Raw genomic sequence first — 25,401 nt, 5'->3', positions numbered from 1 at the left:
ACAATAAAAAAGCCTCTTTCTCATCGAGAGAAAGAGGCTGATTTGTCGCGTTCGCCTCTCTTATCTCTCAGAATTCAAAGTCTGATGGAATTAGCACCGTGCCCTAGCGGCGCAGAATTTCGCGCCCCATTTCACAATGGTATTACGGTCGGTTGCTGTTGGGGTCATTAGGCCAGTCCTTCACCCAACTCTCGATAAGAGAAATCAATATAAAATTTTGAAATTTCAGTTCGGTCAGTTGCTGAAAATGTTACCAGCATCTCAGTTTTCTTGTCAACACTTTTTTAATATAAATCTCTGCGAATGTCCTCAAAAACCGGAATTTGCCCCCGCGCTTTTTCAATGTCCCCGAGGTTGATTTCGGTCCTGATGACGGCTTCACCGCTCCCTGCTTCAGCGAGGGTGCGGCCGAGCGGATCAATGATGATGCTGTGGCCCGCAAATTCGTTTGCCGGGTCACTTCCCGCTCGGTTGCAGGCTGCGACAAAGCACTGATTTTCAATCGCTCTGGCTTTTAAAAGGCTTTGCCAGTGATCGAGGCGGGCGAGCGGCCATTCCGCCGATACAAAGATGATGCCCGCACCTTCCTTCGTATGTTTTCTGATCCATTCCGGGAAACGGATGTCGTAGCAGATAAACCCCGCAGCCGGGATCCCTTCAAGCTCGAAGCTCCCGTCGCCTGAGCCCGCTGACAAATAGAGGTGTTCGTCCATCAGCTGGAAAAGGTGAGCTTTGCTGTATTCTTTGATCAAATGTCCGTTTTTGTCTGCGATGTACATGATATTGTACACACCGCTTTTTTTCTTAACGGCGACAGAGCCGCATATGATATGGACACGGTTTGCTTTTGCCGTTTCCTGCAGCCATCTCTTCGTTTGCCTGCCTTCTTCATCTGCGATGGAGCCGAGATTTTTTAAATCATAACCCGTCGTCCACAGCTCGGGAAGGAGAAGAACATCCGCTTTTCGGCTTTCCTGTTCGATCAGCTGCTCCGCTTTTTTAAAATTTTCAGAAGGATTGCCGTATGCGATATCGAATTGCAGACATGAAATTGTCAGCTTCAATCTGGATCACCTCATTTTTTTCTTTACATTTTACATTTAACAATATATGATGATGGACTATCATTTCAAGAATTTTTCAAAAGCGGGTGAATCATATGAAATTTGAGCTTTCAGATGTGCTGAAACAGCTGCCTGAGCAGTTTTTCGCTTCCTTGGTGAAAAAGGTGAATGAAAAAATCGCCGCCGGCCATGATGTGATCAATCTCGGCCAGGGGAATCCCGATCAGCCGACACCTGATCACATCGTTGATACAATGGCGCAAGCCGTTCGCAACCCTGAAAACCATCAGTATTCCTCCTTTCGCGGCAGCCGTTCACTCAAGGAGGCGGCAGCCGCGTTCTATCGAAGGGAATACGGTGTAGAGCTCGATCCCGAACGCGAAGTCGCTGTATTGTTCGGCGGAAAAGCCGGTCTTGTCGAGCTTCCGCAATGTTTGTTAAATCCGGGGGATGCCGTGCTCGTTCCCGATCCCGGCTATCCCGACTACTGGTCGGGCGTTGAGCTGGCAAGAGCGAACATGGCAACGATGCCGCTTACAGCGGGTAATCAGTTTCTGCCTGACTACAGCCGGATTCCGAAGGAAGTGAAAGAAAATGCGAAGCTCATGTATTTAAATTATCCAAACAATCCAACCGGTGCCCAAGCCACGCCTGTTTTTTTCGAAGAGACTGTCCGGTTTGCCAAGTCGAACGGAATTTGCGTCGTCCACGATTTTGCCTACGGTGCGATCGGCTACGACGGCAAGAGGCCTGTCAGCTTTCTCGAAACGGAGGGGGCAAAAGACACAGGAATCGAAATTTACACGCTTTCCAAAACGTATAATATGGCTGGATGGCGGGTCGGGTTTGCAGTTGGCAACGCATCTGTGATCGAAGCGCTGAACCTTTATCAGGACCATATGTATGTCAGCCTTTTTAAAGCGGTCCAAGACGCCGCGGCAGCCGCGCTTCTATCAGACCAAGCGTGTGTCAAGGAGCAAAATGAGCGCTACGAAAAAAGGCGGGATGTATGGATTCGTGCGGTCCGCGAAATCGGTTGGCACGCGGATGCTCCGCAAGGTTCTTTTTTCGCCTGGATGCCTGTCCCTGACGGGTATACATCTGAGGCTTTTTCCGATCTGCTTCTCGAAAAAGCGAATGTCGTCACAGCGCCCGGCATCGGCTTCGGCAAATACGGAGAAGGCTATGTGAGAGTCGGCCTCTTGACAAGCGAAGAGCGGCTCCGGGAAGCGGCTTCGCGCATTGCCAAGCTGAATATATTCAAAAAGACCGGCCACAGTCATTGACAACCGGGAAAAACGATGGGATAATTCAAAATAATTTATAAAATCAATATTCTTATCAAGAGCAGGCAGAGGGACAAGCCCGATGAAGCCCGGCAACCGACTTTTTAAGCACGGTGCTAATTCTTGCAGCTGACGCTGAGAGATAAGGATTCGAACCTGAAATGCGAAACCTCTTTTAGCTAAAGCAGCAAAAGAGGTTTTTTATATGCATGAAGCAGGAAGGAGCTACAGAATGAGTGAACTTTTGGCAACATATGTTTTGACAGATCAAGGATGTGACGCAGAAAAGCGGGCCGAGCAAATCGCGATCGGACTGACGGTCGGGTCGTGGACAGATCTGCCGCTCTTAAAGCAGGAACAGCTGAAAAAGCATAAAGGACGCGTCGTCAAGGTCGAAGAAACAGAAAGCGCGCTGGGGGAAAAACAGGCAACGGTCACCATCGCTTATCCGGAAGCCAATTTTACAAGCGACATTCCCGCTGTGCTGACGACCGTTTTTGGAAAGCTGTCTCTCGACGGAAAAATCAAATTGGCGGATTTGGAGTTTTCGCAGTCTTTTAAACAATCATTGCCGGGTCCGAAATTCGGCGTATACGGGATCCGGAAAAAAATCGGCGAATTTGAAAGGCCTCTGTTGATGAGCATTTTTAAAGGCGTCATCGGCCGCGATATGGAAGACTTGAAGGAACAGCTCAGACAGCAGGCGCTCGGCGGAGTGGATTTGATCAAGGACGATGAAATCTTATTCGAAACAGGCAGTGCCCCCTTTGAAAAACGAATCACGGAAGGAAAAAAAGTGCTTGAGGCAGCTTTTGAAGAAACAGGGCGCAAAACGCTGTATGCCGTCAACCTGACGGGCAGGACAATGGAGCTGAAATCGAAGGCGAGAAAAGCAGCCGAGCTCGGAGCCGATGTGTTGCTGCTGAATGTGTTTGCCTACGGGCTCGATGTTTTGCAAAGCCTTGCGGAAGACGACGACATCCCGCTGCCGATCATGGCGCACCCGGCAGTAAGCGGCGCACTCACTTCGTCGCCGCATTACGGTTTTTCCCATTCGCTTTTGCTCGGCAAGCTCAACCGGTATGCGGGTGCTGATTTCAGCCTGTTCCCTTCACCGTACGGAAGCGTTGCTCTGCCGAAGCAGGATGCGCTTGCCATATATGATGAATGCACGAAGGAAGACGTTTTTAAACCGACATTCGCCGTTCCGTCGGCCGGTATTCACCCCGGCATGGTGCCGCTCTTGATGAAAGACTTCGGCATTGACCATATCATCAACGCAGGCGGGGGGATTCACGGTCATCCAAACGGAGCGGCAGGCGGAGGAAGAGCGTTTCGGGCGATCATTGATGCCGTCTTGGAAGCGGAGCCAGTCGAAGAAAAAGCAAAGCGTTCTCCCGATTTGAAGCTCGCCCTTGAAAAATGGGGAAAGGTTGAGGTTTCCGTATGAGGCAGCCGCTTATCATTTGCGATTTTGACGGAACCATTACAACGAACGACAACATCATCAGCATTATGAAACAATTTGCTCCAGAAGAGTGGCTCGCTTTAAAAGACGGGGTTCTGTCCAGGGACATATCGATTAAGGACGGGGTCGGCAGAATGTTTCAATTGCTGCCGACAAGCCTGAAGGAAGACATTATGGAATATGTAATGAAACAAGCCGAGATCCGCCCCGGGTTTACAGAGTTTGTCTCTTTCCTGGATGAGCAGGGTCTTCCGTTTTACGTCGTGAGCGGAGGGATGGACTTTTTCGTCTATCCACTGCTTGAAGGCATTGTCGAAAAGGAACGCATTTACTGCAATGAGGCCGGCTTTTCAGGGCGCAATATCGAGATCCGCTGGCCGTATCCGTGTGACGGCAGCTGCGGAAATGAATGCGGCTGCTGTAAGCCTTCTATCATCCGCCGGCTGAAAGGCCGGGACGATTTTGTTGTCATGATTGGGGACTCTGTTACAGATGTTGAAGCTGCCAAATGTTCCGACTTGTGCATCGCGCGCGATTATTTGCTGCGGGAATGTGAGGGACTCGGCCTGAAGCATGCGGGATTCGGCGATTTCCGTGATGTAAAGCGAATACTTGAAGAGACCGCGGAGGTGAAAGAATGGACCCTGAGCAAAAATGGCACGAACTTGCCGAGGTAAAAAAAGAGCTTGCGGAAAGGGATTGGTTCCCTGCGACAAGCGGCAATCTGTCAATCAAAGTATCAGAAGACCCGCTGCGATTTCTCATCACAGCAAGCGGAAAAGATAAGCGAAAAGCATCCGCGGAGGATTTTCTGTTGGCGGACGAAGAGGGGAGACCGGCGGAGACCGGACATACGCTGAAACCGTCAGCGGAAACGCTGCTGCACACCCGTGTCTATCAAAATACAAACGCGGGCTGCTGTCTTCACGTCCATACGATTGACAACAATGTCATCTCAGAGCTTTACGCAAAAGAAAAGCAAGCGACATTCAGAGGCCAGGAAATCATAAAGGCGCTCGGTCTTTGGGAGGAAAATGCGGAGGTTGCGATCCCGATTATCGAAAACAGCGCTCATATTCCGGATTTGGCGGCGGATTTTGCCGGACACCTTTCAGGCGATTCAGGGGCAGTGCTGATTCGCAGCCACGGCATTACCGTCTGGGGAAAAACGGCATTTGAGACAAAGCGGATGCTTGAAGCGTATGAATTCCTGTTCAGCTGGCATTTAAAACTGAAAGCTTTGCAGGCTTACCACGTTAATTAAAAAGGGGGAGAAAGCATGGCGACAATTCGAATCCATGATGAACAAAACACGACCATTGAAAAGCAGGAAGAAGTAGAACAATTTCTAAAGGGGCAGGAGGTCATTTATGAAAAATGGGATATCACAAAGCTGCCGGCCGGCTTAAAAGAAAAATACGATTTGACCGATGAAGAGAAACAGGAGATTTTAGACGTCTTTGCCGCTGAAATCAAAGACATTTCAGAACGCCGCGGCTATAAAGCGAGCGATGTCATCTCGCTTTCCGACCAAAATCCGAAACTCGATGAGCTCTTGAAAAATTTCAAACAGGAACATCATCATACAGACGATGAAGTCAGATTTATCGTCAGCGGCCACGGCATCTTTGCGATAGAAGGAAAAGACGGCACATTTTTTGATGTCCTCTTAAATCCGGGAGATTTGATCTCCGTTCCTGAAAACACCCGCCATTATTTCACGCTTCAGGAAGACCGAAAAGTCGTGGCTGTCAGAATCTTTGTGACGACAGAGGGCTGGGTGCCGATTTATGAGAAAGAGAGTGTGAGCCGATAATGAAAAAGCGTCCGTGTGGACGCTTTTTTATTTGTTTCTGTCATAAAGGGCCTTGATGTGGCCTTCATGAAAGGAGAGATGCTGTTTTTCATTTTGATAGTATTGAAGACGGTCAAATACAGAGCCGGTGTGAAGCTCGAACTTATGGCCGTCCGGATCTGAGAAATAAATTGAATCTTTGTCGCCTTCATGCCGTTTTCTGCCCTTTAGCACGTTTACACCGAAATCGCATAATTTCTTTTCCCAGAACGGCAAATCTTCCTGTTGAATCGAAAAGGCGATATGGGTGTAAGAGTCATGGATTTCCTGTCTCTTAATGTCTTTCTCTTCGTTTAATGCGAGCCAGATGCCGTTCAGGTCAAAATAAGCGGTTTTCTCGGCCTTTACGAGCCACTTAGCATCAAACACCTTTTCATAGAATGAAATAGAGACGGACAGGTCAGAGACTGAAAACAAGAGATGATTGATACCGAGAATATTATTGTTTGCCATTGCCGTTTATTCCTCCCGTTAGATGTATTTCAAATCCGTCCAGCTCTTTGGTGATTTGCCTGAATAGAAAAGCGAGCACAGCCGCGTCATCAAGCCAGCCGACACCTGCGAGAACATCGGGAATCAAATCGATCGGAGACAGCACATAAATCAATGCCAGCGCGGCCAGTAAAATCGTTTTTTTCGGGAATAAGGGGAAGTCTCCCTTTCTCCAGGCTCTAAATGCCTTGAAAAACAATAAGAGGCCTGAATACGCTTCTTTCACGGCAAAGATGGTTCGGAGCCTTGACACTGGTTTTTTCATCATTTAGACCTCCTTCTATCCTCATGAACTCTTTTAAAGGTGTTTATCGTATTTCATCGATGGGTATTACACCTTTAATTCCACAATTCTATTATACTCGATTTCAAAATAATTTTTTGAGAAATAGGTTTACAAAATAAGTATAATCTGTAATAATGCTCAAGTACGCAAAATCTGGATGGTTCTAAGAAACGATATGTCGGTAAGGGGTGAAGCGTATGCAAAATTATGTTGAAAAAGAAGCATTGCTCGTTTCCATCAGCAAGAAGCGGCAAATGATGGTTGAAGCCGCTGAAATCTATGGATTTACAGGGGATGAAACGATCAGGCGGAGCCAGGAGCTGGATCAATTAATTTATGAATATCAAAAACTGTCTATGAATGAAAATGCGTCGGACCATCTGCTGCAGGATTTTTTAGGCTGCATCGACTGTCTGACCGTTGAAAAATATACGGCATAGTGACTGAACGAAAAAGAGCTGCCGTGAAAGGCAGGCTCTTTGCAGGAACGGGGAAGCCTCAGTCAACCTGTTCCTTTGAAGTCGGCAGCGTAATCGTTACAGTCGTTCCTTTATGCTGTTCGCTTTCGATCTGAATGGTTCCCCCGTACATGGAAATGATGCGCTTGCACACGACAAGGCCGAGTCCGGTTCCCTTTTCCTTTGACGTGACAAAAGGCTGGAAAATACTCTCCATCATTTCTTTTGGAATGCCTTCTCCGATATCCTTCACAATAATTTGCGCCTTCTCTTGATGATGTTCGATTTGAATGAGCAGCTTTCCGCCGTTTTTCATCGATTCAAGAGCATTTTTGGCGACGTTCAAGACAACCTGCTTAATATGATCTTTTTTACAATACACATAAGCCGGGTCTTCTCCACAGTCTTGAAATTCCACTTCCACATTATATAAATTTGCCTCAGAATGAATAATCGGCATGATTTCGTCAATCATTTCATTCATGGCGTTAAGCTGCCACTGCTCTGCCGTCGGCTTTCCGAGCACGAGAAACTCGCTGACAATCTGGTTGATCCTCCGGATTTCCTGGTCGATGATTGAGAAATACATTTGATCTTCTTTTGATTGATATTTTTTTTGCAGGAGCTGGATAAAGCCGCTGATACCTGTCAGCGGGTTTCTGATTTCATGAGCGGTGCTCGCTGCCAGGGTGCCGATTAATTCGAGCTTCTGGGCTTCATTTTGGGCGCGCTCCTGCTTGGTCCGCCGCTTCAGCAGCACATACTGGAGCATGAGGAACATAATATTCAGCAGAATGAAAATACTTAAAAATGACAGCAGAAGACTGTGAACGATTTCATCAAGCTGGACCGGTTCCGGATAAACTTCAAGCTTCCAGTCGATCTGATCCAAAAAAGCATCGACGGTGCCGCCGTCCGGCTTCTCAGGAGGAGAATGGCCTGCTGTAAAGACAATCTGATTCTTCTGGTTGAGAATTTTGATATAAAGCTCAGGGCTCAGGACGTTCATGATATTTTTCAGATAATCGACGCGGATCGAAGCCAGCAGAAAATTTGTCGTTCTGCCTTCGCTGTCATAGACAGGAGTAAAAATATTCAGCTCCAGCCTGTCCGACACTGTATGTATATCGTCTGTGATCACGGATTTCTTTGATTTTTCCGCTTTTTGCAGAATGTTCTTGTATGAAACCTTCTTTTTTTCTTTGACGGGAGACGTGCTCACCATGACATCGCCGTCTTTATTTAAAAGGTATAAAGCCGAAAAACGCGGTTCTTTTTTATACGTTTCCGTCAGGATTCGTTTGATATGCTGCTCATTAACAGGGTGGTTGAGGGCCGTGGCAAGGGAGCTGAGCCTTGCTTCTGTTTCGCCGATCAGGTAGTTGATTTGGTTGCGGTGAATATTGAGCATGAGAGTCGCAGTCTGACGGTGCTTTTCAGTGATATTTTCTCGTTCTTGTTCGTATACAAAAAAGCTTATAATGAAGGCGGGGATCATCACCAAGATCAAATAAAGCCTGACTTTCTTCCATAGATTTTTCAAATTGCGCATATTTTTACTCTCTCCCAATCGATACAGGAATAGGGGTATTATATCACTAGTGAGAGCCGATTTATAGAAAAGATAACCAATACCGTGAAAATAGGACACAATACCGGGGAATTTCCGGATATATCTATTTGATGTTCGATTCCTACTCATCATAACATGGTTTGAATGTTAACAGTTGACATTTTCCTCATAGTTTATTAATGTTTTCCTGTAGTTGTTTCTTTGGAGATGAGAGATATGAGTAATAGAGAACAGGAACAGTCCTTGAAATTATTTATTGTATTATCTCGAGCGTACAGATCCATTAATGATCATATGAATAAACATATTCATCATCATGGTCTGAATCCAACCGAGTTTGCCGTTTTAGAACTCCTCTATCATAAAGGGGATCAGCCCCTTCAACAAATAGGGGATAAGATTCTACTGGCGAGCGGGAGTATTACATATGTGGTTGACAAGCTTGAGCAAAAGGAGCTGATCGCGAGAAGAGCCTGTGCGACCGACCGCAGGGTGACCTATGCGCAAATTACAGATAAAGGCACCAAGCTCCTGGAGAAGATTTTTCCGGGTCATGCAGAAGAGCTTCACCACATGATCAGCGTGTTAAGCGATGAGGAGAAAGAAGCCTGCATCGAAATGCTGAAAAAAGTCGGACTGAACGCAAGAAATATTTATAAGGGCAAAGAATAAGGAAGCTGCCAAAAGGCAGCTTCCTATTCTTTTTTATTCAAGTTTTCCTGGCCGATCGGCAGGATGAGGATTTCAACGCGTCTGTTTTTCCTTCTTCCTTCTTCGGTGTCATTTGAAGCGATCGGTTTAAATTCTCCGTAGCCTTTCGCGCTGAATATCTTGGCGTCAAGCTTGGGATTTTCGATTAAAAGCCCCATGAAATTGACTGCCCGCATCACGCTTAAATGCCAATTTGATTTAAATTGAGAATTTCGAATCGGCACATTGTCCGTATGTCCGCTGATTACGATATTGCGGGGCGGATTCAAGACGAGAAGGTCGGATACTTCCTTGGCCAGCGGAATGTCCTGCTGGCGGATCTCCGCTTTTCCGGAATCAAAAAAGATATTATCCTCGATGGAAAGGAGGAGGCCTTCGTCTGTCAGCTTCGTATTGACCTGTTTTTCAAGACTTTTCTCTTTAATAAACCGGTTGACCTGCTCCTGAATTTTTTTCAGCGACTGCTTGTCTTTTTCTTTTTGATCTTGAGAGAGATCTTTTGCTTGGTCAGGGCTTTTTCCATCTTCGGTTGTGCTCGTTTTCGGCTCGGTGAAGCTGGAATAATCCATCATTCCTGTTCCGCCGGTAAATACGGCATTGAATGATTTAGACAGCATATCGAACTTCTTGGCGTCGATTGAGCTCATGGCAAACAGTACGATGAACAAGGCCAAAAGCAGTGTCAGCAGGTCGGCATATGGGATGAGCCAAGACTCATCCACGTGTTCTTCATGGTCTTTTTTGTGCTTCTTTTTTCTAGCCATTGCTGCTGTCTCCTTTGTCTCCTTCTGGGATGACGATGCTGGAGCGTTCGCTTGGAGAGACATACATCAAAAGCTTTTGTTCAATGACTTTTGGCGCTTGGCCTTCCAAGATCGAAAGGATGCCTTCAATCATGACTTCGCGGACTTTGACTTCCTGTTTGGATTTCCGCTTTAATTTATTGGCAAAAGGATGCCATAGTACATATCCGGTGAAGATCCCGAGAAGGGTCGCGACAAAAGCGGCGCTGATCGCATGTCCAAGCGCTTCAGTGTCGCTCATATCCGCAAGCGCTGCGATCAGTCCGACAACAGCGCCCAAAACGCCGAGTGTCGGCGCGTATGTGCCCGCCTGGGTAAAAATGCCCGCTCCGACTTGATGTCTTTCTTCCATTGCTTCAACTTCTTCAGTTAAAACGTCCCTGATAAATTCGGCACTTTGGCCGTCTACTGCCATGCTCATGCCGTTTTTCAAAAATTCATCATCGATCTCATTCAAATTTGCTTCCAAAGCGAGAAGTCCTTCACGTCTTGCGATTTGTGCCCACTCGGAAAACATCGGGATCAATTCGTTGATTTCGATCATCTTCTTCTCTTTGAACAAGATGCCGAAGAGTTTGGGAACCTTTTTGATCTCGCGGATTGGAAAAGCGATCACAACTGCTGCGATTGTACCGACAAGGATGATCAGCCATGCCGCGGGATTGACGAGAACGGAAGGGCTGACACCTTTCATGACCATGCCGACACCTACTCCGATGATAGCTAAGATGATTCCAATTAACGATGTTTTGTCCATTTTTTCACCAATTCCTTTAACTAACTTTTCTATCGTTAATATCGGTGTTGCGTGATAGGAACTTTAGGGTGTTTCTTAAATTGTTTCAAAATCATGGTGAAAAGGGACTTTAGGGTTATTTAATGTTAAAAAATAGAATTTTTGTGATTCTTACGTTGTATGTAAAGCGGCCTCCGCAATTGGAGGCCGTTATGTGTGTTATGCGGTTGGTTTCACCAAGATTTCATCGTTTTCAACGATAACCGCAAAACCGTTGATGTGTTCTTCTTCAAGCAGCAGATCGGTCATTTGATCTTCGACTGCTGTTTGAATGGTTCGTCTTAATGGGCGGGCGCCGAAGGCCGGATGGTATCCGATTTCAGCAATTTTTTCTTTTGCTTCATCTGAAACTTCAAGCGTCATGTTTTGCTCTTTTAACGTTCCTTCAAGCTCTTCCAGCAAGAGAGTGACGATCTTGACCAGATCTTCTTTTTCGAGCGGCTGGAACTCGATGATGCTGTCAAATCTGTTCAGGAATTCCGGCTTAAAGTAGCTGCTTAGGGAATCGATCATTGATTGTTCGCCCATTACTTGTTCTTCCCGGTTAAAACCGACGGTTGTCCGCTTTTCAGATACTCCGGCATTGCTTGTCATAATGATGACGGTATCTTTAAAGCTGACCGTCCGTCCCTGGCTGTCTGTCAGACGTCCGTCTTCCATGATTTGCAGGAACATGTGCTGAACATCGGGATGGGCTTTTTCGATTTCATCAAGCAAAACGATGCTGTACGGGTTCCTCCGGACTTTTTCGGTGAGCTGTCCGGCTTCTTCGTGGCCGACATATCCAGGAGGTGAACCGATCAGCTTCGATACGGCGTGTTTTTCCATGTATTCGCTCATATCGAGGCGGATGACGGCATCCTTCGTGCCGAACAGTTCTTCCGCAAGCCTTTTAGAAAGTTCTGTTTTACCGACACCTGTCGGGCCGACGAACAGGAATGAACCGACTGGCCTGTTTTTTGATTTCAGGCCGGCGCGGCTTCTTTTGACGGCTTTTGCCACTTTTTTTACGGCTTCTTTTTGACCGATCACGCGGCTTGAAAGGTTTGCTTCAAGCTCTTTCATTTTCTTCTGATCGTCGTGCTGAAGCTTGCCGACCGGAATGCCGGTTTTTTGTTCGATGATCGCTTGAATGTCTTCCGCTTTAACGGTTGCCCGTTTTTCTTCCGCATGGTTTTCCATTTTTTTGTGCAGTGCTTCTTCTTCATCGCGGAGCTTTGCTGCAAGCTCATAGTTTTCTTCCTGCAGCGCTTTAGCTTTTTCCGTTTCGATTTCTTTCAGGCGTTGGGAAGCTTGTTCACCGCTGACCGTGTCGATTTTCAAGTTCGCTTTTGAACCGGCTTCATCCAAAAGGTCGATCGCCTTATCGGGAAGATGACGGTCCTGAATATAGCGGCTAGACAGAACGACGCAGGCTTTGATCGCTTCATCCGTGTAAGTTACATCATGATACGCTTCGTATTTTTCTTTCAGCCCGTTTAAAATCGCCGCGGTCTGCTCAATTGTCGGTTCATGCACCATGATCGGCTGGAAGCGCCGCTCTAATGCTGCATCTTTTTCGATTTGGCGATATTCTTTCAACGTCGTCGCGCCGATGACTTGCAGTTCACCTCTGGCAAGCGCAGGTTTTAAAATGTTGCCGGCGTCCATGGAGCCTTCGGCAGAGCCTGCTCCGACAAGAAGGTGAATTTCGTCAATAAACAAGACCGCGTTTTTGCGTTCTTTCAGCTCTTTCATCAGCTGTTTCATTCTTTCTTCAAATTGTCCTCTGATGCCGGTGTTTGCTACGAGGGAAGCGACATCAAGCAGGTAGAGTTCTTTGTTTTTCAATTTATTTGGAACATCGCCTTCGGCGATTTTGAGAGCAAGTCCTTCAGCAACGGCTGTTTTACCAACGCCCGGTTCACCGATTAAGACAGGGTTGTTTTTATTTCTGCGGTTTAAGATCTCGATTACACGGGCCACTTCATCATCGCGGCCGATCACCGGATCGAGCAAGCCTGTCTTTGCGGCATTCGTTAAGTTGACGGCAAGTTCATCGAGCAAGCCTTTTTTGGCAGCGGTTTGCGTCTGCGCTTGTGATGGCTGGCTGAAGAAAGAACCTCCTCCGCCAAAAAAATGATTTCCTGAAAACATAGAAGGCTGAGTCAGCTCTTTATAGCAGTCTTCACATAAATCCATTTGCTTTTTTGTAAAGTTGATTTGCATGTTCAGGCGAATCGTCGCCTCATTTTTTTGACAATGTTGACAACGCATTTGCCAAAACCCCCTTTATTGAATTTGACCTTTTTTGACCAATTGACTTTGAAAAAATGGTCTGTAGTTTGACCATTTCTGACTATTAGTATACATTGACCTTCTTTGACTTTCAAGTTCTATGCTTTTTCCTTTTTGTTCCTGAATGAGAAGTTGTCCTTCTTTTTAAAGGACATGGCTCATATGGTGTAGAAAGGGAATTCGTTTACGGAGGAGTCGTATGAGTCAATCACATGGATCAGCCTTTCAGCTGGCATTTGTTTATGTAGGAACGGTCGTCGGAGCCGGATTTGCAACTGGAAGAGAAATCGTCGAGTTTTTTTTAAGATTCGGCTGGCCGGGGTTAGCCGGAATTTTGATCAGCGGACTGATGTTTACATTTCTCGGCGCAAAAATGATGCTGATTGCGGTCAGAATCAATGCCAAATCTTATCAGGAGCTGAATCAATATTTATTCGGCCATACGCTCGGGAAATTTGTCAATGTCTTCATGCTCGTGATTTTGCTCGGCGTGACGTCTGTCATGCTGTCTGGAGCGGGGGCGATATTTGAGGAACAGCTCGGCTTTTCAAACCAAGCGGGGATGATTGCGACGATTGCCTTGAGTCTGTTTGTCATGATGAAGGGCGTTAAAGGGATATTCGGCGTCAATGTCATTGTCGTTCCGCTGCTGCTTCTGTTCACAGTCATCGTCCTGTTCGATTCGTTTATTTTCAGAGGGCCGGAGATCCACAATTTGGCGGCATTCTCGGCGGCAAAACCCGATTGGATTTTATCCGCTGTTTCGTACGGCGCTTTTAATTTGTCGCTCGCACAGGCGGTTCTCGTGCCGATCGCTTCTGAACTGAAATCTGAACGGCTCATTATAAAAGGAGCATTAATCGGAGGGTGTCTGCTTACCCTTGTGTTGATCGCGAGCTTTCTGTCTCTTTCAACATTGCCTGATGTCCTGTTATACGAAGTTCCGATGGCACAGGTTGTATTCATTGTCCAACATTCTGTCCATATCATCTATCTGTTTATCATTTTCGGGGAAGTCTTCACATCGGTCATCGGCAATTTATATGGTCTTGAAAAGCAGATTAATGAATATCTTCATATGAAAAGCCTGTATGTATTTATGTTCATCCTGCTGACAATCTACTTGACGGGACAAATCGGCTACGGAAAACTGATATCGACCATTTATCCTTTGTTCGGCCAGCTGAGCCTCGTCTTTATATTCTTTTTGATCGTCAAAAGGGTGCCTGAGCGTTGAATGGCAGGCATTGCACTTGGCGAAACATGCGATTTGTGATAAGATGGCGAAGGAAAATTGAAACAAAATCCGCTTGAAACTGCGGGAGAGGTTCTAGCAAAACCCTCTATAAAAAACTAAGGAAAGCTGTATCCTTGGGGTATGGCCTTTTTTATTGTTTTTTTGCTAGAACACTTTTCTCACAGAGAAAGGTGTTTTTTCGTTTAGATATCAGTGAATCTCTTCTTTTATGAAATACTGACGAAAAGCGGAGAAGGAGGAATTATGAAACAGGAAAAAGCGATCGTCGTATTCAGCGGCGGTCAGGACAGTACGACTTGCCTTTTGTGGGCGCTTCGGCAATTTCAGGAGGTGGAAGCGGTCACCTTCCAATATAATCAGCGGCACCGAGAGGAAATCGAAGTCGCGAAAAAGATCGCTGAAAAGCTTGGCGTCAAGCATCACCTTCTTGATATGGAACTGTTAAATCAGCTCGCGCCGAATGCTTTGACAAGGGATGATATCGAGATTGAGGCGAAAGAAGGCGAACTTCCGTCCACTTTTGTTCCGGGACGCAACCTCGTGTTTTTATCGTTCGCTTCGATCCTCGCCTACCAGGTCGGCGCGCGGCACATCATAACAGGTGTATGCGAGACGGATTTCAGCGGCTATCCGGATTGCCGGGATGAGTTCGTCAAATCCTGCAATGTCACTGTCAACTTGGCGATGGAGCGCCCGTTTGTCATCCACACGCCGCTGATGTGGCTGAACAAGGCGGAAACGTGGGAGCTCGCCGATGAGCTTGATGCGCTTGATTTCGTGAAAAACGAGACGCTGACGTGCTACAACGGAATCATTGCCGACGGCTGCGGCGAATGCCCGGCCTGCAAGCTTCGGGCGAATGGCTACAATGAATATATGAAAATGAAAAAGGAGCGAGCTTAACAGTGCTTACACAAATTTACCCGCAACCAAGCCATCCTTACTCTTTTGAACTAAATAAAGATATGCAGATGTCAGCCGCGCATTTTATTCCGAGAGAGGATGCGGGCGCATGCAGCAGAGTCCACGGCCATACGTATACAATCAATATCACGATTGCCGGGGATGAATTGAATGAATCAGGATTTCTTGTCAACTTCAGCACCATTAAAAAATTGATCCACGGGGAATACGATCATACGCTTTTAAATGACCATCAGGAATTTTCGGGTGAAAGCGCGGATCGGATCCCTTCGACAGAAGTGGTGGCGAAAACGATTTACGATAAAACAGAGGCTTATTTGAAAGATCTCAAAAACCGTCCGCATTGCGTTCAGGTGTTTGTCAGGGAAACGCCGACAAGCTATGTCGTCTACCGTCCGAAATCGGGTGTTCACAATGGCTAAGCCGATTCCCGTACTTGAAATTTTCGGTCCGACGGTTCAGGGAGAGGGGATGGTCATCGGGCAAAAAACGATGTTTGTCAGAACAGCCGGCTGCGACTATTCGTGCAGCTGGTGCGATTCAGCTTTTACCTGGGACGGTTCGGCGAAAAAAGACATCAAATGGATGACCGCGGAAGAAGTATACGAATCTCTTAAAGACATCGGCGGAAACGCCTTCTCGCACGTTACGATTTCAGGAGGCAACCCGGCGCTTTTAAAACAGCTGGACGGACTGATTTCCCTTTTAAAAGAAAACGGTATACGGACAGCGCTTGAGACGCAAGGGACGTTTTATCAAGACTGGTTTGCCGGAATCGATGATTTAACAATTTCGCCAAAGCCGCCGAGCTCCAATATGAAAACCGATTTTAACAAGCTTGATCATATTGTTGAAAAACTGAAAGAGCACGGCCGGGCGGCAGCGGCAAGTTTGAAGGTCGTCATATTCACGGCGGAAGACCTTCAATTTGCAAAGCAAGTTCACCAGCGTTATCCTGATGTCCCGTTCTTTCTCCAAGTCGGAAATGACGACGTTCATACAGAAGACCAAGTGCGGCTCGTCGAACGGCTGCTTCAAAAGTATGAACAGCTGGTAGAAGCGGTCACGCGCGACCCTGAATTGAACCGCGTCCGCGTTCTCCCGCAGCTCCACACCCTGATCTGGGGTAACAAACGAGGCGTTTGATTGAAGAAAGGAAGATGAATGATGACCACAAGAAAAGATTCAGAACTCGAAGGCGTAACCCTTCTTGGAAATCAAGGCACCAATTATTTGTTTGACTATTCTCCGGAAGTGCTTGAGTCTTTCCCGAATAAACACGAAAACAGGGACTACTTCGTGAAATTCAACTGCCCTGAATTCACATCCCTGTGCCCGAAAACCGGACAGCCCGATTTTGCCACGATCTATATCAGCTACATCCCTGATAAAAAAATGGTAGAAAGCAAGTCTTTGAAACTGTATCTCTTCAGTTTCCGAAATCACGGCGATTTTCACGAAGACTGCATGAACATCATCATGAACGATTTAATTGAGCTGATGGATCCGCGCTACATCGAAGTCTGGGGCAAATTCACCCCGAGAGGCGGAATCTCGATCGACCCGTACACAAACTACGGCAAGCCCGGTACAAAGTATGAAAAAATGGCCGAGTATCGGATGATGAATCATGATCTGTATCCGGAGACGATTGATAATCGGTAAGAGGTGCAGGAGAAGTGAGGGTTTGTGATCGATGTGTGACTGGAGTGACCTCGTCTTTATAGACGGGGTTATTTTTTTAGAAGTTGATTTATCACTTTTAACGGCGTGGGCATAATATGACACGCAATTCATATTGTGAAAAAGATGTAATCTCAGCTCGCCTCGTTAACGTCTTCGTTCGCTGGTTCGCCTCTAACTACGCAACCTTTATCGTTCGTATAAACGAAAAAGGGCGCCGTAATTGGCGCCTGTCTTTTATTTTCATGCTGATTTTTCTTTTCTAAGGACTTTGTCTAAGATAAATGAGAAGAGCGCTAACAGTAAGGACATTACCACCATATCGATAATAGTCACGCCTGTGTCTTTTTTTATAACAAAAAACAAAATCAATTGCAGCACCAAAGTAATTATAAAGAATGACCCGTATTTAGCCATATTCATGTGATAACATCCCCTTTGTTCTCTTTATTTTCCGATGCACCGCACACTAAACCATGCAAGACTTCCGGCTAATCCAAGGACGCCACCGCGGATTGCATTTTTCCCGACAATCTTGATTATCTCAGTCGCGGCTTTTTTCCAAAGTTTCTTTTTAAGCATCTTTTCCAGGCCGCCGCCAATAAATCCTAAGCCGGTAAAATCAATGATTTTTTCTTTAAGACATCCCCACCATGAAGCCGTTTGAAATTGACTAGAATTAGCTTGGGGATCGGGAACGCCTTTTAAATCCTCCGCAGTTAGCTCCTCTCCATTAACAAGTTTAACAAATGCTTCCACTGTAGCAACGGACGATTGACCGAATTTTTCCGCGACCATATCCTTATTGATGACGAACTTTCCGTCAACTTCTGAGGAGGCTTCCCCAAAAATGAACTTTAAGTCCTCGGCTATTTGTTGCGTTTCCATTTCTTCCTCAATTGTCAACGTGTCTAGTTGAATTTGTGAGTCTGTCTTAGCTTGCGCTTCGGAAGTAAAAGGCGCTAAACATGTGCCAAACATACAAGCAACAGTCGTTGTTATGACGAGTTTTTTCATCTTCGCATCTCCCTTTCATTTGTTTGAATATGTAGTTGATAGATTAATTGTACCAATATAAGGAAAAGGCTATCATGAGGCTTGCATAATGTTATAAAATAGGGAAAAGTTAGTGTGATGTGAATGGGATGATGTCTTGTAAATAAAAAAGACGCCGGAAAACCAGTGTCTTAGAGATTTTATATGCTTTTTTTCATACCGCACTGACGGCACTCGCGTAGGAAAACGCCGTCCTTCGCCGAAATTTAAACAGCGTATAATCGCAGTTATCGCAGCCCCCGTAATGGCGTCAGGATACTCTTTATAATCGTAAACAATCGTCGTATCATAGCCTCTTGTTTCGTAAACCATTCGGCCTCAACCTCCGACTATTAGAATGCGGCAATAGTGCGTTCAATTCAACGCCATTCATGGAACGAAGGAATCCGCAGTAATCCGTTTTCAGTCTTGACCCGGTGTTTGACGCGGCACCCAATCGGCTCAATATAAACGTACTTCTCCGTTTCTTCGACGTCTTTTCTCTCAGCGTGTAGCTTCCGCCGCGCATCCTAAGGCATAAACTCCATAACGCCGGCATACTCTGGCCGTCCATGTCGAAAGAAGCAGCGCATTGTCTTCCTTGCGCAATCCCTTGTCGCGTGTTTTAACTTTTATTTTATACATTCGAATGAATAATCTAAATTAAGAGTCCCTAATTCTACAGTGGGATTCTCTCCTGAATTAAAGCAATTTTGAGAGAGAGTTTGTATTTCTTTATTATTGAAAAAGCTTTTAGAAAAAATTAAAGACGCTGATATCACGAGTGTGAAAGGAATTATTATAGATATCCGAGGTAAATTTGTTAACTTCTTTAATTTCATTCAGATAGTTATCCTTCCATTATGAGAGTTTTTCTCTTATTATCACTTTTTTGTTTTAAAGTTTCACCCCATATTTTCACTAGTTCATTCAATAAACAAGGAAGATCATTTCCAGAATTGCCACCACTTTTTCTTGCGGACGGCGGCCAGCATTTTTTGTGTTTCCTGGGATGCACGAAGGGATTTCATCAGCATTTCGTCTCTTTCCTTCTGCCGTTTCTCAAAAAGTTCAATGCGTTCCAGCATCATTTTATTGAATTCCTCTTGTTGTTTGACAAATTGAGATAAGGCGTGATCTATTTTCAGGCCGTCCAGCATATCTTTTAGTCCACACAGTGGCCTGAACGTAACAGATACGCAGTTGTTATCTATTATTGATCTATAGAAAATTCTTTTTCAGGCAGTCCCAAAATATCTGTATTATTAGGAATATAACCAAGCAACCGTAACATTGCTACAATTTGCCCCTTATGATGAAACTCATGCGTAATAGAATGGACTAGTAATTGGTGTGGTGTTTTTTTTACGATTCCACTGCCCGCTTTCCAAGAAGGCTCTTTTTCGATAAAATTATCAAATTTCTCAGTGAATTGTTCAAACACAGTATCCACATATATATCAGCCTGTTGAAAATAACGTTGAATATCTTCTATCTGCATATTATGGAGTGCTTCCTTTGTTATGAGTGGTGAAGTTGTTTTTGAAAGCACAAAAGAACCCAGCCAAGCATGATAACAACCAGCCACATGAACTAAAGAATCTCTTATACTTTGAAAACCAAATCCAAACTCTTTTGTAAAATCATTTTTATTCAATACTTTACACTGGTCTAGTAAAATCTGTCTTGTTTGTTTCACCCAATCATATTCGTGTTTTTCCATCACTATCCCACCCCTTAAAAACAATAAATATCAAAATATTCTTCTAATTATACACAAAGGTGTACCATCATTAAATGCTTGATTTAATCGAACTTTAATGCAGGCAAATCAAGGCGCTCTATTTTGAGGGGGAAAAGATACATAATAATGATACATAGCCAAGTGCGACCGATAAAATGAAGAAATTGAAGAGTTTAAAACTGCGAAAATACATATGGGAAATCATTGAAGAAAACATGACGGTATATACATCCCGACAAATAATAAGATAATGAGCTAAGAATGCAGAGACCAAGATTGCGAATACTAAAAATAGACGCCAACTATGGCGTCATAAGCTCCTTGATACCCTTTAAAATAAAGAGTTATAAAAATTGACCGGCATCCACTCTAGTGGAATCTTTCTCCTTAACCAGTTTTAATGTGGCCACGATTAGAAAGCTGACAATCACTAGTAAGAGCCATGAACTCACTTTTCCTAGATGAACGAGACTCCACGCGCTGGTTTGGTTTGGATATGTCCAGGCTCCAAAAAACGTTGCGATATTTTCGGCTATCCATATAAAAAATCCGATGAGCACAAAAGAAAGTGCGAGCGGCATACGGTAACGAATTCCATTAACCTCGTATATGACCCATGATTTCCAAAAGACAATTACTACAAGTCCAGATAACCAAAAGCGGACGTCAATCCAATAATGATGGAGGAAAAAATTCAAATAAATCGCAGCGGCAAGAGGTACAACGACGAAAAACGGCGGCCACTTAACCAGTTCAACCTTAAGCCTCCTCCACGCCTGGCAAAGATAACTGGCGACACTTGCATACATAAAGCCGCTATATAAAGGCACTCCAAAGATTTTGGAATAACCTTCCTCTGGATAAGACCAGGAGCCCATTTGCACCTTGAAAAGTTCAAGAGCTAGTCCAATAAGGTGGAACAATGTGATCACCTTTAGTTCATCCCGTGTTTCAAGCCCGGAATACACCATCCACCACTGCATGAGAAGGCAGATGATGAGCAGCCAGTCATACCGCGGCAGGAAGGGAAGAGGAATGATTTGTGTAATTGCCAAAGAGGCAAAAATAACGACAGGAAATAAACATGACAAGGACTGCTCCCAACCAAAACGAACGAGTTGATTTAGTGCTCTCATCATGTGTGCCTCCGAAGTTTTTTTCTGAATATATGCGAGGCCAGCTTAGTATTGCAGCTAAACAGATTTACGGGTATGCGCATAAGATCACCGCCGAATAGGCTAAATTTTTAATCATGGGTGTCTTCATCACTTCGGTATTCCAAAATATCTCCGGGTTGACATTCTAAAGCCTTGCAAATCGCCTCTAATGTTGATAATCGAATAGCCTTTGCCTTTCCGTTTTTTAATATAGAAAGATTCGCCATTGTGATTCCAACCCTCTCAGAAAGTTCCGTTACGCTCATTTTTCTTTTAGCAAGCATCACGTCAATATTGATAATAATTGCCATTGTTTTCACCTCAGACTGTTAAATCATTTTCTGATTTTATATCAATCGCTTCTTGCAATAGCCTTTGGAGAACAGCAGCAAAGACGGCGATAACCATTGAAGCAAAAATAAGGACCAGTCCGATTAGTATGATGCCAGGAGCGTCGTCCATCTCCGCGATGAGATAGAAGAGCGGCATGCCTGCCGCTAATAAAATACTGATGGTGATTGCACAGTATTTTATATTCTTTAAAGCCCGTACAGACAATTTCGAGAAAGCTTTATTGTGGTCAATATAGCTTAAAAGTTTAAAGGCTTGATACAGAGCAAAGTAAAAAGGTATCGCCGCTGCATACAAATCGATATAAACGAGATATTTCAGATAAGAAATATCTGGATACAAATCAGCTGCAAAATTCGCTATCTTCGGCACGAAAAATATGCACAAAGCAAGAACTGGGATTCCAATAAGAATAACAGCCATCTTTAAAAAGAGTGTTGATCCCCGTTTCATTAAAAGCACCTCACTTATTTTGTCGATTTGAATTTAACACATTATTTATCGTTTTACAATAAAAAAATATTGATAAAGGTGATTTTATTGTTGTTATGGTATGATACCTTTTTGATTTTAGACAAGCGTTTATAAAGCTATGCAAAGAAATACGTCAGCGGAGTATACATCACCTCTTTTGGACCTTTGCGGCTTCCGCCAAACGAAAAGATCAAGCTTAAAGGGTCTCGAACGCTAGCTTATATGAACGCAGGTTCGAGACAGTCAATGAATTGAAAAACGCTGGTTATGCGATAGTTAACCGGAACTCAGCAGAACCATATCGTCAAATAAATCCTAGGGTGAAAAAGCTCAAACGTACCATAAAGGAATATGTGTCAACAAGGAGACAATAAAACAGCTACCGATTGGCATGTCTTTGCCCATAACGTGAAGACTCGGGTTGAAGTCGAGGAGTTATTTGAGGTGAAGACCGAAGACGATTAGTGTGGTGAAAACAGAAAAGAGAATGTTGTTAGATTTAAATAAAAATAAGACGCCAATTAAGGCGCCTTCATCTCGTCTTAAATCCATTCACAAAACTTTCTCCGTCCTGCTCCGTGTTAATAAGCTGCTGGGCGCTTTGGCTGATTCGTTGAGCAAGCGCCTCTTGCGCTTTTCCTTCAAAGCTGTAGAGAAGCGATGAATAGACGCTGTTCATTTCTTTTTGTATATCGTCTATCTTAAACTTCGGTCTTAGTGTCGTTTTAATGCCTTCAAGCTTCGTTGCGGCTGATACCCTCATGCCCGTTTTCAGCATTTGAAGCTGATTGCGCCGTATGAGGAGCGTATCTTCTTGATCACCGTTTAAGTTGTTGAGTGAGGCTAGTTTATTGAAATTTTCCATTATGTCATCTCCTAAAGCTTAAGCCAGTTTGCCAGCATTTTATCTTTTGATTTAAAATCTTTTGCGATCTGAGCAAGGTGCCTGCTGATGTCTTCTAAATCTGAAATCGTATTTTGTAATGAGGCGATGTACGCTTTTTCGGCATGAACATCGTAAAAGAGCGGATTGCCTTTTTTGTCAAACGACTGCGCCAGGTTTTTCAGCGTATTGTTTACATCTTCGAGTGTCAGCTTGTCGTATAAACCGTGGCCGACTTGACGGTAGGTATCGTGTTTCAGGTCGTTGATTTCGGCGTCGTGTTCCTGATAAGCGTTTTCGGCTTCGCGTTTCATCGTCCGCAGATCGTTGATCATCGCATTTACTTTTTGCGCGAGCTGTTTGGCAACGGCGGGTGTTACTTTAATTGCGCCACTTCCGGATGCAACTTCCGGTGGGAGCATCGCTTTTAAATTTTTGTCATAAATGAGCTCATCGCCCTCTATATTTTGAACGTTGCCGTTTTCGTCGAAGGTGAAGTTATTACTTCCGACCCAATGCGTATCAGGCATTCCTAAGATTGCGGTCTGAAAGAAATACCCAGCGTTTTGCCCGATTTGTTGGAATACATCGCCCTGCATTCTCGCCTCGCGCACCGCATTTGATAATTCAGGGTCCTTCGTATAAATTGTCGTACCGTTGTGCCGGTCATACTCGTTCCACCAGCCGGCCCCGACCATATCATCCGGGTTGATAATCGATTTTATGGATCGGTCATATTCACCGTTATTAATTTTTTTTTGCTGCTCCGCAGAGTGTAGGTGGACGATTGAAGGGCTGTTAAACGCTACGGCATAGACATTATTGTTGACCGCACTGTATTCAGCCTCTGCGCCGCCGAGAGAATGTCCGGTTGTTGAAATGACCGTCGAGGTGCCTTTATACTTTTGTTTAACTTCCCGCACCAGATTGTCAGCTTGCCCGATTTGGGACGTTTTCGTAATTAACTTGTAGTTACCGGTGCTAAGCATCGAGTCTTGTGTCGGAGTTCCGTTATATTTTCCGAGTGTTTTAGAAGTATCTTTCGCATCTTTTTCGACTATGTAGTGTTCCTTCTTTTTCGGGTCAATTCCCATTACAACGTTCCCGCCGTCAGCGTCAATAACATCTTGGAAGAATTGGTTCTTAGGATCTGTTCCCGCGAAGGCTACGACGACGTTTTTTGGTGTGTCAGGTTTAACCCATTTACCGTCCTTTTTCTTCGCTTGAACAAATACATACGCGTCGAGTCCGGTGTCAGAGTCCCTTTTAATTTTATCAACGTAATAAGCCTTATTTGATTTACTCTCTATAGGTGTTCTATCCTTGAAAGCTTCTTTCATTTTATTGCTACTATATGTGTTTTGGCTAAGAAAATAATAATCCTTATCTGTTACATTAGGAATATCGCTTATGAGGACATTAAGTCAATTGATTATTCTGATGACTACGAAGTGAACCCAATGGGCGGAATTGATATTAAAGGGTATCTAAATGGTGATAAGCAAAAGAAAATATGGGGTATTTATGATAAGTCAAATGACGAAGTAGGGTCCTTCACAGTCGATGCTGAAAGAAAGCCCGAATGTAAAGATAAAATTTGCGATTATTAATAAAAGGTCCGACTCGATTGAGCGGGCTTTTTTCTATTTTTATCTCACGTTTGTTTAACTAATCAGTTTTATTACCCCTGATAATAAATAATGTTGTGATATCATTTCTAGTATTTGTTTTAAACCTACCGTAAAGCATTACATCGTTACAGGCATGAAGGGTGAGCTTTACCCGGTGGAAAAAGAGATTTTCGAAGAGATTTACGAGAAAGTTAGCGAATGACTGAGGAGCCAAATAAACGGTGCCCGTTAAACTCAGATCCCTGAGAAATCTATATTAATTTTTGATGAACCTGTCGTGATATTTCCCTAATGAGGATGTCGATATTAGTCCGTCATAGATGTTTTGGGTACGCCATAAAAGAAAAGATTGCGGATATTAAAGAACCCTTTTAAAATGAGTGAACCTTTTTCCTTACTTCTACAACGTTCCCATGAATAGCCGGAACGATTTAGCTCAGCTCAATCTTGTGAGGAAGGGTATACTTTAGAAAAAGCTTAATATACTGAGGTGAATATTGAAAATATGGATTCGGCATTGAATAATTTAATCATCAGTTGCCATTACGCTTTATTGGGGGCAATTCCATACAAATTAAGGGGACTCGCAGTCAAGTTAGAAAATGAAACGTTATACTGGAAAGGCTATTTTAACGGGGAACCGACAGACGATGAAATAGAAATGCTGAGCGTAGCTTGTACAGAGGTACTTGCTGACTTTCCACATATTAAGGACTGTGAAGAAGAGTATATCAATCATAAGTTTCCTTTAAAAATGGATAAATTACAGTTTTGGGCATTTTTAAGATGGGAAGACAACGAGCATGATGAAATAGGCTGTAAAACACTTTATTATAATTTGTTACGGAGTTTGGTGTGAAGTGTAATAAACGAAAGGTGAATTCATTTTAAGATTATAGGGATTAAAGCTTTAATATGATAGTTGGTTATCGGGAAACCACTTTCAAAAACGCACAAGTTCACAATAATAAAAAGATATTCATGTTGATTAGGCGTGCATCATTGCACGTCTATTCTTTTTGGAAAGAACTTTTACCTAGAACTAAAGAACTCAAAAAGCGAGAATGACACAAATTTTATTAGTTCTATTGTCTTATTTTTTATGCATAATACCAAAAATACACTTCAAATGATTTATAATGAAGCGTGCCTAATAATTAGCAAACATGGAACGTGATTCAATAAAAACGTA

Annotated in this window: 29 protein-coding genes, 2 pseudogenes and 3 riboswitches; of the genes and pseudogenes, 14 read left to right on the top strand and 17 right to left on the bottom strand. The window is 44.2% G+C overall.

Annotation, left to right across the window (positions count from 1 at the left end; genetic code table 11):
- Positions 1-57: 57 nt before the first annotated feature.
- Positions 58-201: riboswitch (SAM riboswitch) on the bottom strand.
- A gap of 83 nt (positions 202-284) precedes the next feature.
- Positions 285-1,064 (bottom strand): carbon-nitrogen family hydrolase, encoded by a 780-nt coding sequence (locus tag M1E03_RS14110; RefSeq protein WP_020451137.1) that lies wholly within the window; start codon positions 1,062-1,064, stop codon positions 285-287.
- Between the two features lie 95 nt (positions 1,065-1,159).
- On the opposite strand from M1E03_RS14110, the gene M1E03_RS14105 reads away from it, so the two are divergent.
- From M1E03_RS14105 to M1E03_RS14085, 5 genes are all read left to right on the top strand, one after another.
- Entirely contained in the window at positions 1,160-2,350 is a 1,191-nt protein-coding gene (locus M1E03_RS14105; RefSeq protein ID WP_020451138.1) for a pyridoxal phosphate-dependent aminotransferase, read from the top strand.
- A 49-nt stretch (positions 2,351-2,399) separates the two neighbouring features.
- Positions 2,400-2,499, top strand: a riboswitch (SAM riboswitch).
- A gap of 83 nt (positions 2,500-2,582) precedes the next feature.
- Positions 2,583-3,800 carry a 2,3-diketo-5-methylthiopentyl-1-phosphate enolase gene (mtnW, locus tag M1E03_RS14100; RefSeq protein ID WP_023857316.1) on the top strand — a complete coding sequence of 406 codons (1,218 nt, stop codon included), beginning with the start codon at positions 2,583-2,585 and terminating at the stop codon, positions 3,798-3,800.
- Positions 3,797-4,495, top strand: a complete 699-nt coding sequence (gene mtnX / locus M1E03_RS14095; protein ID WP_020451140.1) for a 2-hydroxy-3-keto-5-methylthiopentenyl-1-phosphate phosphatase — start codon at positions 3,797-3,799, stop codon at positions 4,493-4,495. The genes mtnW and mtnX overlap by 4 nt, the downstream gene beginning before the upstream one ends.
- On the top strand, positions 4,456-5,082 hold the full coding sequence (locus M1E03_RS14090) for a methylthioribulose 1-phosphate dehydratase (RefSeq protein ID WP_023857315.1): 627 nt from the start codon (positions 4,456-4,458) through the stop codon (positions 5,080-5,082). The genes mtnX and M1E03_RS14090 overlap by 40 nt, the downstream gene beginning before the upstream one ends.
- A 15-nt stretch (positions 5,083-5,097) precedes the next feature.
- The gene (locus M1E03_RS14085; protein ID WP_020451142.1) at positions 5,098-5,634 is read left to right on the top strand and encodes a 1,2-dihydroxy-3-keto-5-methylthiopentene dioxygenase; all 537 of its coding nucleotides are present in this window, start codon (positions 5,098-5,100) and stop codon (positions 5,632-5,634) included.
- A gap of 27 nt (positions 5,635-5,661) precedes the next feature.
- Here the strand turns inward: M1E03_RS14085 and fosB are convergent, their stop codons facing one another.
- Positions 5,662-6,126 carry a metallothiol transferase FosB gene (gene fosB / locus M1E03_RS14080; protein WP_096748040.1) on the bottom strand — a complete coding sequence of 155 codons (465 nt, stop codon included), beginning with the start codon at positions 6,124-6,126 and terminating at the stop codon, positions 5,662-5,664.
- A complete protein-coding gene (locus tag M1E03_RS14075; RefSeq protein ID WP_020451144.1) occupies positions 6,113-6,433 on the bottom strand; it encodes a YkvA family protein in 321 nt (106 codons plus the stop codon). Before M1E03_RS14075 ends, fosB begins: the two co-directional genes overlap by 14 nt.
- 215 nt (positions 6,434-6,648) lie before the next feature.
- Between M1E03_RS14075 and M1E03_RS14070 the strand changes: the two genes are divergently transcribed.
- Entirely contained in the window at positions 6,649-6,891 is a 243-nt protein-coding gene (locus M1E03_RS14070) for an aspartyl-phosphate phosphatase Spo0E family protein (protein ID WP_020451145.1), read from the top strand.
- A gap of 58 nt (positions 6,892-6,949) precedes the next feature.
- Here M1E03_RS14070 and M1E03_RS14065 read toward each other — a convergent pair whose 3' ends face one another.
- Positions 6,950-8,461: a PAS domain-containing sensor histidine kinase gene (locus tag M1E03_RS14065; protein ID WP_020451146.1), complete on the bottom strand. Its 1,512-nt coding sequence runs from the start codon at positions 8,459-8,461 to the stop codon at positions 6,950-6,952.
- A gap of 237 nt (positions 8,462-8,698) precedes the next feature.
- Here M1E03_RS14065 and M1E03_RS14060 point away from each other — a divergent pair, with 237 nt between their 5' ends.
- Complete coding sequence (locus M1E03_RS14060; RefSeq protein WP_020451147.1) at positions 8,699-9,154, top strand: MarR family winged helix-turn-helix transcriptional regulator; 456 nt, start codon at positions 8,699-8,701, stop codon at positions 9,152-9,154.
- A gap of 23 nt (positions 9,155-9,177) precedes the next feature.
- Here the strand turns inward: M1E03_RS14060 and motB are convergent, their stop codons facing one another.
- The 3 genes from motB to M1E03_RS14045 form a co-directional block, all read right to left on the bottom strand.
- The gene (motB, locus tag M1E03_RS14055; RefSeq protein ID WP_020451148.1) at positions 9,178-9,957 is read right to left on the bottom strand and encodes a flagellar motor protein MotB; all 780 of its coding nucleotides are present in this window, start codon (positions 9,955-9,957) and stop codon (positions 9,178-9,180) included.
- Positions 9,950-10,753 (bottom strand): flagellar motor stator protein MotA, encoded by an 804-nt coding sequence (gene motA / locus M1E03_RS14050; protein WP_020451149.1) that lies wholly within the window; start codon positions 10,751-10,753, stop codon positions 9,950-9,952. The genes motB and motA overlap by 8 nt, the downstream gene beginning before the upstream one ends.
- A gap of 198 nt (positions 10,754-10,951) precedes the next feature.
- The gene (locus M1E03_RS14045) at positions 10,952-13,048 is read right to left on the bottom strand and encodes an ATP-dependent Clp protease ATP-binding subunit (RefSeq protein ID WP_146873438.1); all 2,097 of its coding nucleotides are present in this window, start codon (positions 13,046-13,048) and stop codon (positions 10,952-10,954) included.
- Positions 13,049-13,268: 220 nt separating this feature from the next.
- On the opposite strand from M1E03_RS14045, the gene M1E03_RS14040 reads away from it, so the two are divergent.
- The 5 genes from M1E03_RS14040 to queF all read left to right on the top strand — a co-directional run bounded on the left by M1E03_RS14040 (position 13,269) and on the right by queF (position 16,916).
- Positions 13,269-14,306 carry a YkvI family membrane protein gene (locus tag M1E03_RS14040; RefSeq protein ID WP_020451151.1) on the top strand — a complete coding sequence of 346 codons (1,038 nt, stop codon included), beginning with the start codon at positions 13,269-13,271 and terminating at the stop codon, positions 14,304-14,306.
- Positions 14,307-14,387: 81 nt separating this feature from the next.
- Positions 14,388-14,432: riboswitch (PreQ1 riboswitch) on the top strand.
- Between the two features lie 138 nt (positions 14,433-14,570).
- Entirely contained in the window at positions 14,571-15,230 is a 660-nt protein-coding gene (gene queC / locus M1E03_RS14035; protein ID WP_020451152.1) for a 7-cyano-7-deazaguanine synthase QueC, read from the top strand.
- Positions 15,231-15,232: 2 nt separating this feature from the next.
- Positions 15,233-15,673 (top strand): 6-carboxytetrahydropterin synthase QueD, encoded by a 441-nt coding sequence (gene queD / locus M1E03_RS14030; RefSeq protein ID WP_095290335.1) that lies wholly within the window; start codon positions 15,233-15,235, stop codon positions 15,671-15,673.
- On the top strand, positions 15,666-16,397 hold the full coding sequence (gene queE, locus M1E03_RS14025; protein WP_075213208.1) for a 7-carboxy-7-deazaguanine synthase QueE: 732 nt from the start codon (positions 15,666-15,668) through the stop codon (positions 16,395-16,397). The genes queD and queE overlap by 8 nt, the downstream gene beginning before the upstream one ends.
- A 21-nt stretch (positions 16,398-16,418) precedes the next feature.
- Positions 16,419-16,916, top strand: coding sequence for a preQ(1) synthase (queF, locus tag M1E03_RS14020; protein WP_009328607.1), 498 nt, complete (start codon positions 16,419-16,421; stop codon positions 16,914-16,916).
- A gap of 261 nt (positions 16,917-17,177) precedes the next feature.
- On the opposite strand, the gene M1E03_RS14015 is transcribed toward queF, so the two are convergent.
- From M1E03_RS14015 to M1E03_RS13970, 10 genes and pseudogenes are all read right to left on the bottom strand, one after another.
- On the bottom strand, positions 17,178-17,357 hold the full coding sequence (locus M1E03_RS14015) for a hypothetical protein (RefSeq protein ID WP_095290338.1): 180 nt from the start codon (positions 17,355-17,357) through the stop codon (positions 17,178-17,180).
- A gap of 24 nt (positions 17,358-17,381) precedes the next feature.
- A complete protein-coding gene (locus M1E03_RS14010; RefSeq protein WP_101560800.1) occupies positions 17,382-17,951 on the bottom strand; it encodes a hypothetical protein in 570 nt (189 codons plus the stop codon).
- A 179-nt stretch (positions 17,952-18,130) separates the two neighbouring features.
- Positions 18,131-18,302, bottom strand: a pseudogene (locus M1E03_RS14005) (hypothetical protein).
- Positions 18,303-18,916: 614 nt separating this feature from the next.
- Complete coding sequence (locus M1E03_RS14000; RefSeq protein WP_232513523.1) at positions 18,917-19,060, bottom strand: DUF3967 domain-containing protein; 144 nt, start codon at positions 19,058-19,060, stop codon at positions 18,917-18,919.
- A 122-nt stretch (positions 19,061-19,182) separates the two neighbouring features.
- Complete coding sequence (locus tag M1E03_RS13995) at positions 19,183-19,692, bottom strand: DinB family protein (RefSeq protein ID WP_101560801.1); 510 nt, start codon at positions 19,690-19,692, stop codon at positions 19,183-19,185.
- A gap of 365 nt (positions 19,693-20,057) precedes the next feature.
- Positions 20,058-20,849: a DUF817 domain-containing protein gene (locus M1E03_RS13990; protein WP_023857306.1), complete on the bottom strand. Its 792-nt coding sequence runs from the start codon at positions 20,847-20,849 to the stop codon at positions 20,058-20,060.
- A gap of 110 nt (positions 20,850-20,959) precedes the next feature.
- Complete coding sequence (locus M1E03_RS13985) at positions 20,960-21,181, bottom strand: helix-turn-helix domain-containing protein (RefSeq protein WP_020451161.1); 222 nt, start codon at positions 21,179-21,181, stop codon at positions 20,960-20,962.
- Between the two features lie 10 nt (positions 21,182-21,191).
- Complete coding sequence (locus M1E03_RS13980) at positions 21,192-21,674, bottom strand: DUF2975 domain-containing protein (RefSeq protein ID WP_020451162.1); 483 nt, start codon at positions 21,672-21,674, stop codon at positions 21,192-21,194.
- Positions 21,675-22,227: 553 nt separating this feature from the next.
- Positions 22,228-22,560, bottom strand: coding sequence for a hypothetical protein (locus M1E03_RS13975; RefSeq protein ID WP_020451163.1), 333 nt, complete (start codon positions 22,558-22,560; stop codon positions 22,228-22,230).
- Positions 22,561-22,571: 11 nt separating this feature from the next.
- The gene (locus M1E03_RS13970; RefSeq protein ID WP_197407305.1) at positions 22,572-23,990 is read right to left on the bottom strand and encodes a lipase; all 1,419 of its coding nucleotides are present in this window, start codon (positions 23,988-23,990) and stop codon (positions 22,572-22,574) included.
- Here M1E03_RS13970 and M1E03_RS13965 point away from each other — a divergent pair.
- Positions 23,988-24,188 (top strand): annotated as a pseudogene (locus M1E03_RS13965) (DUF1433 domain-containing protein); the annotation flags it as partial. The gene M1E03_RS13970 and the pseudogene M1E03_RS13965 sit on opposite strands and share 3 nt — an antisense overlap.
- Before the next feature lie 526 nt (positions 24,189-24,714).
- Positions 24,715-25,068 (top strand): hypothetical protein, encoded by a 354-nt coding sequence (locus M1E03_RS13960; RefSeq protein ID WP_020451166.1) that lies wholly within the window; start codon positions 24,715-24,717, stop codon positions 25,066-25,068.
- Positions 25,069-25,401 lie beyond the last annotated feature (333 nt).

This window comes from Bacillus sp. PK6-013 (genome assembly GCF_054161445.1).
This window is presented reverse-complemented; position numbering and strand designations above follow the sequence as displayed.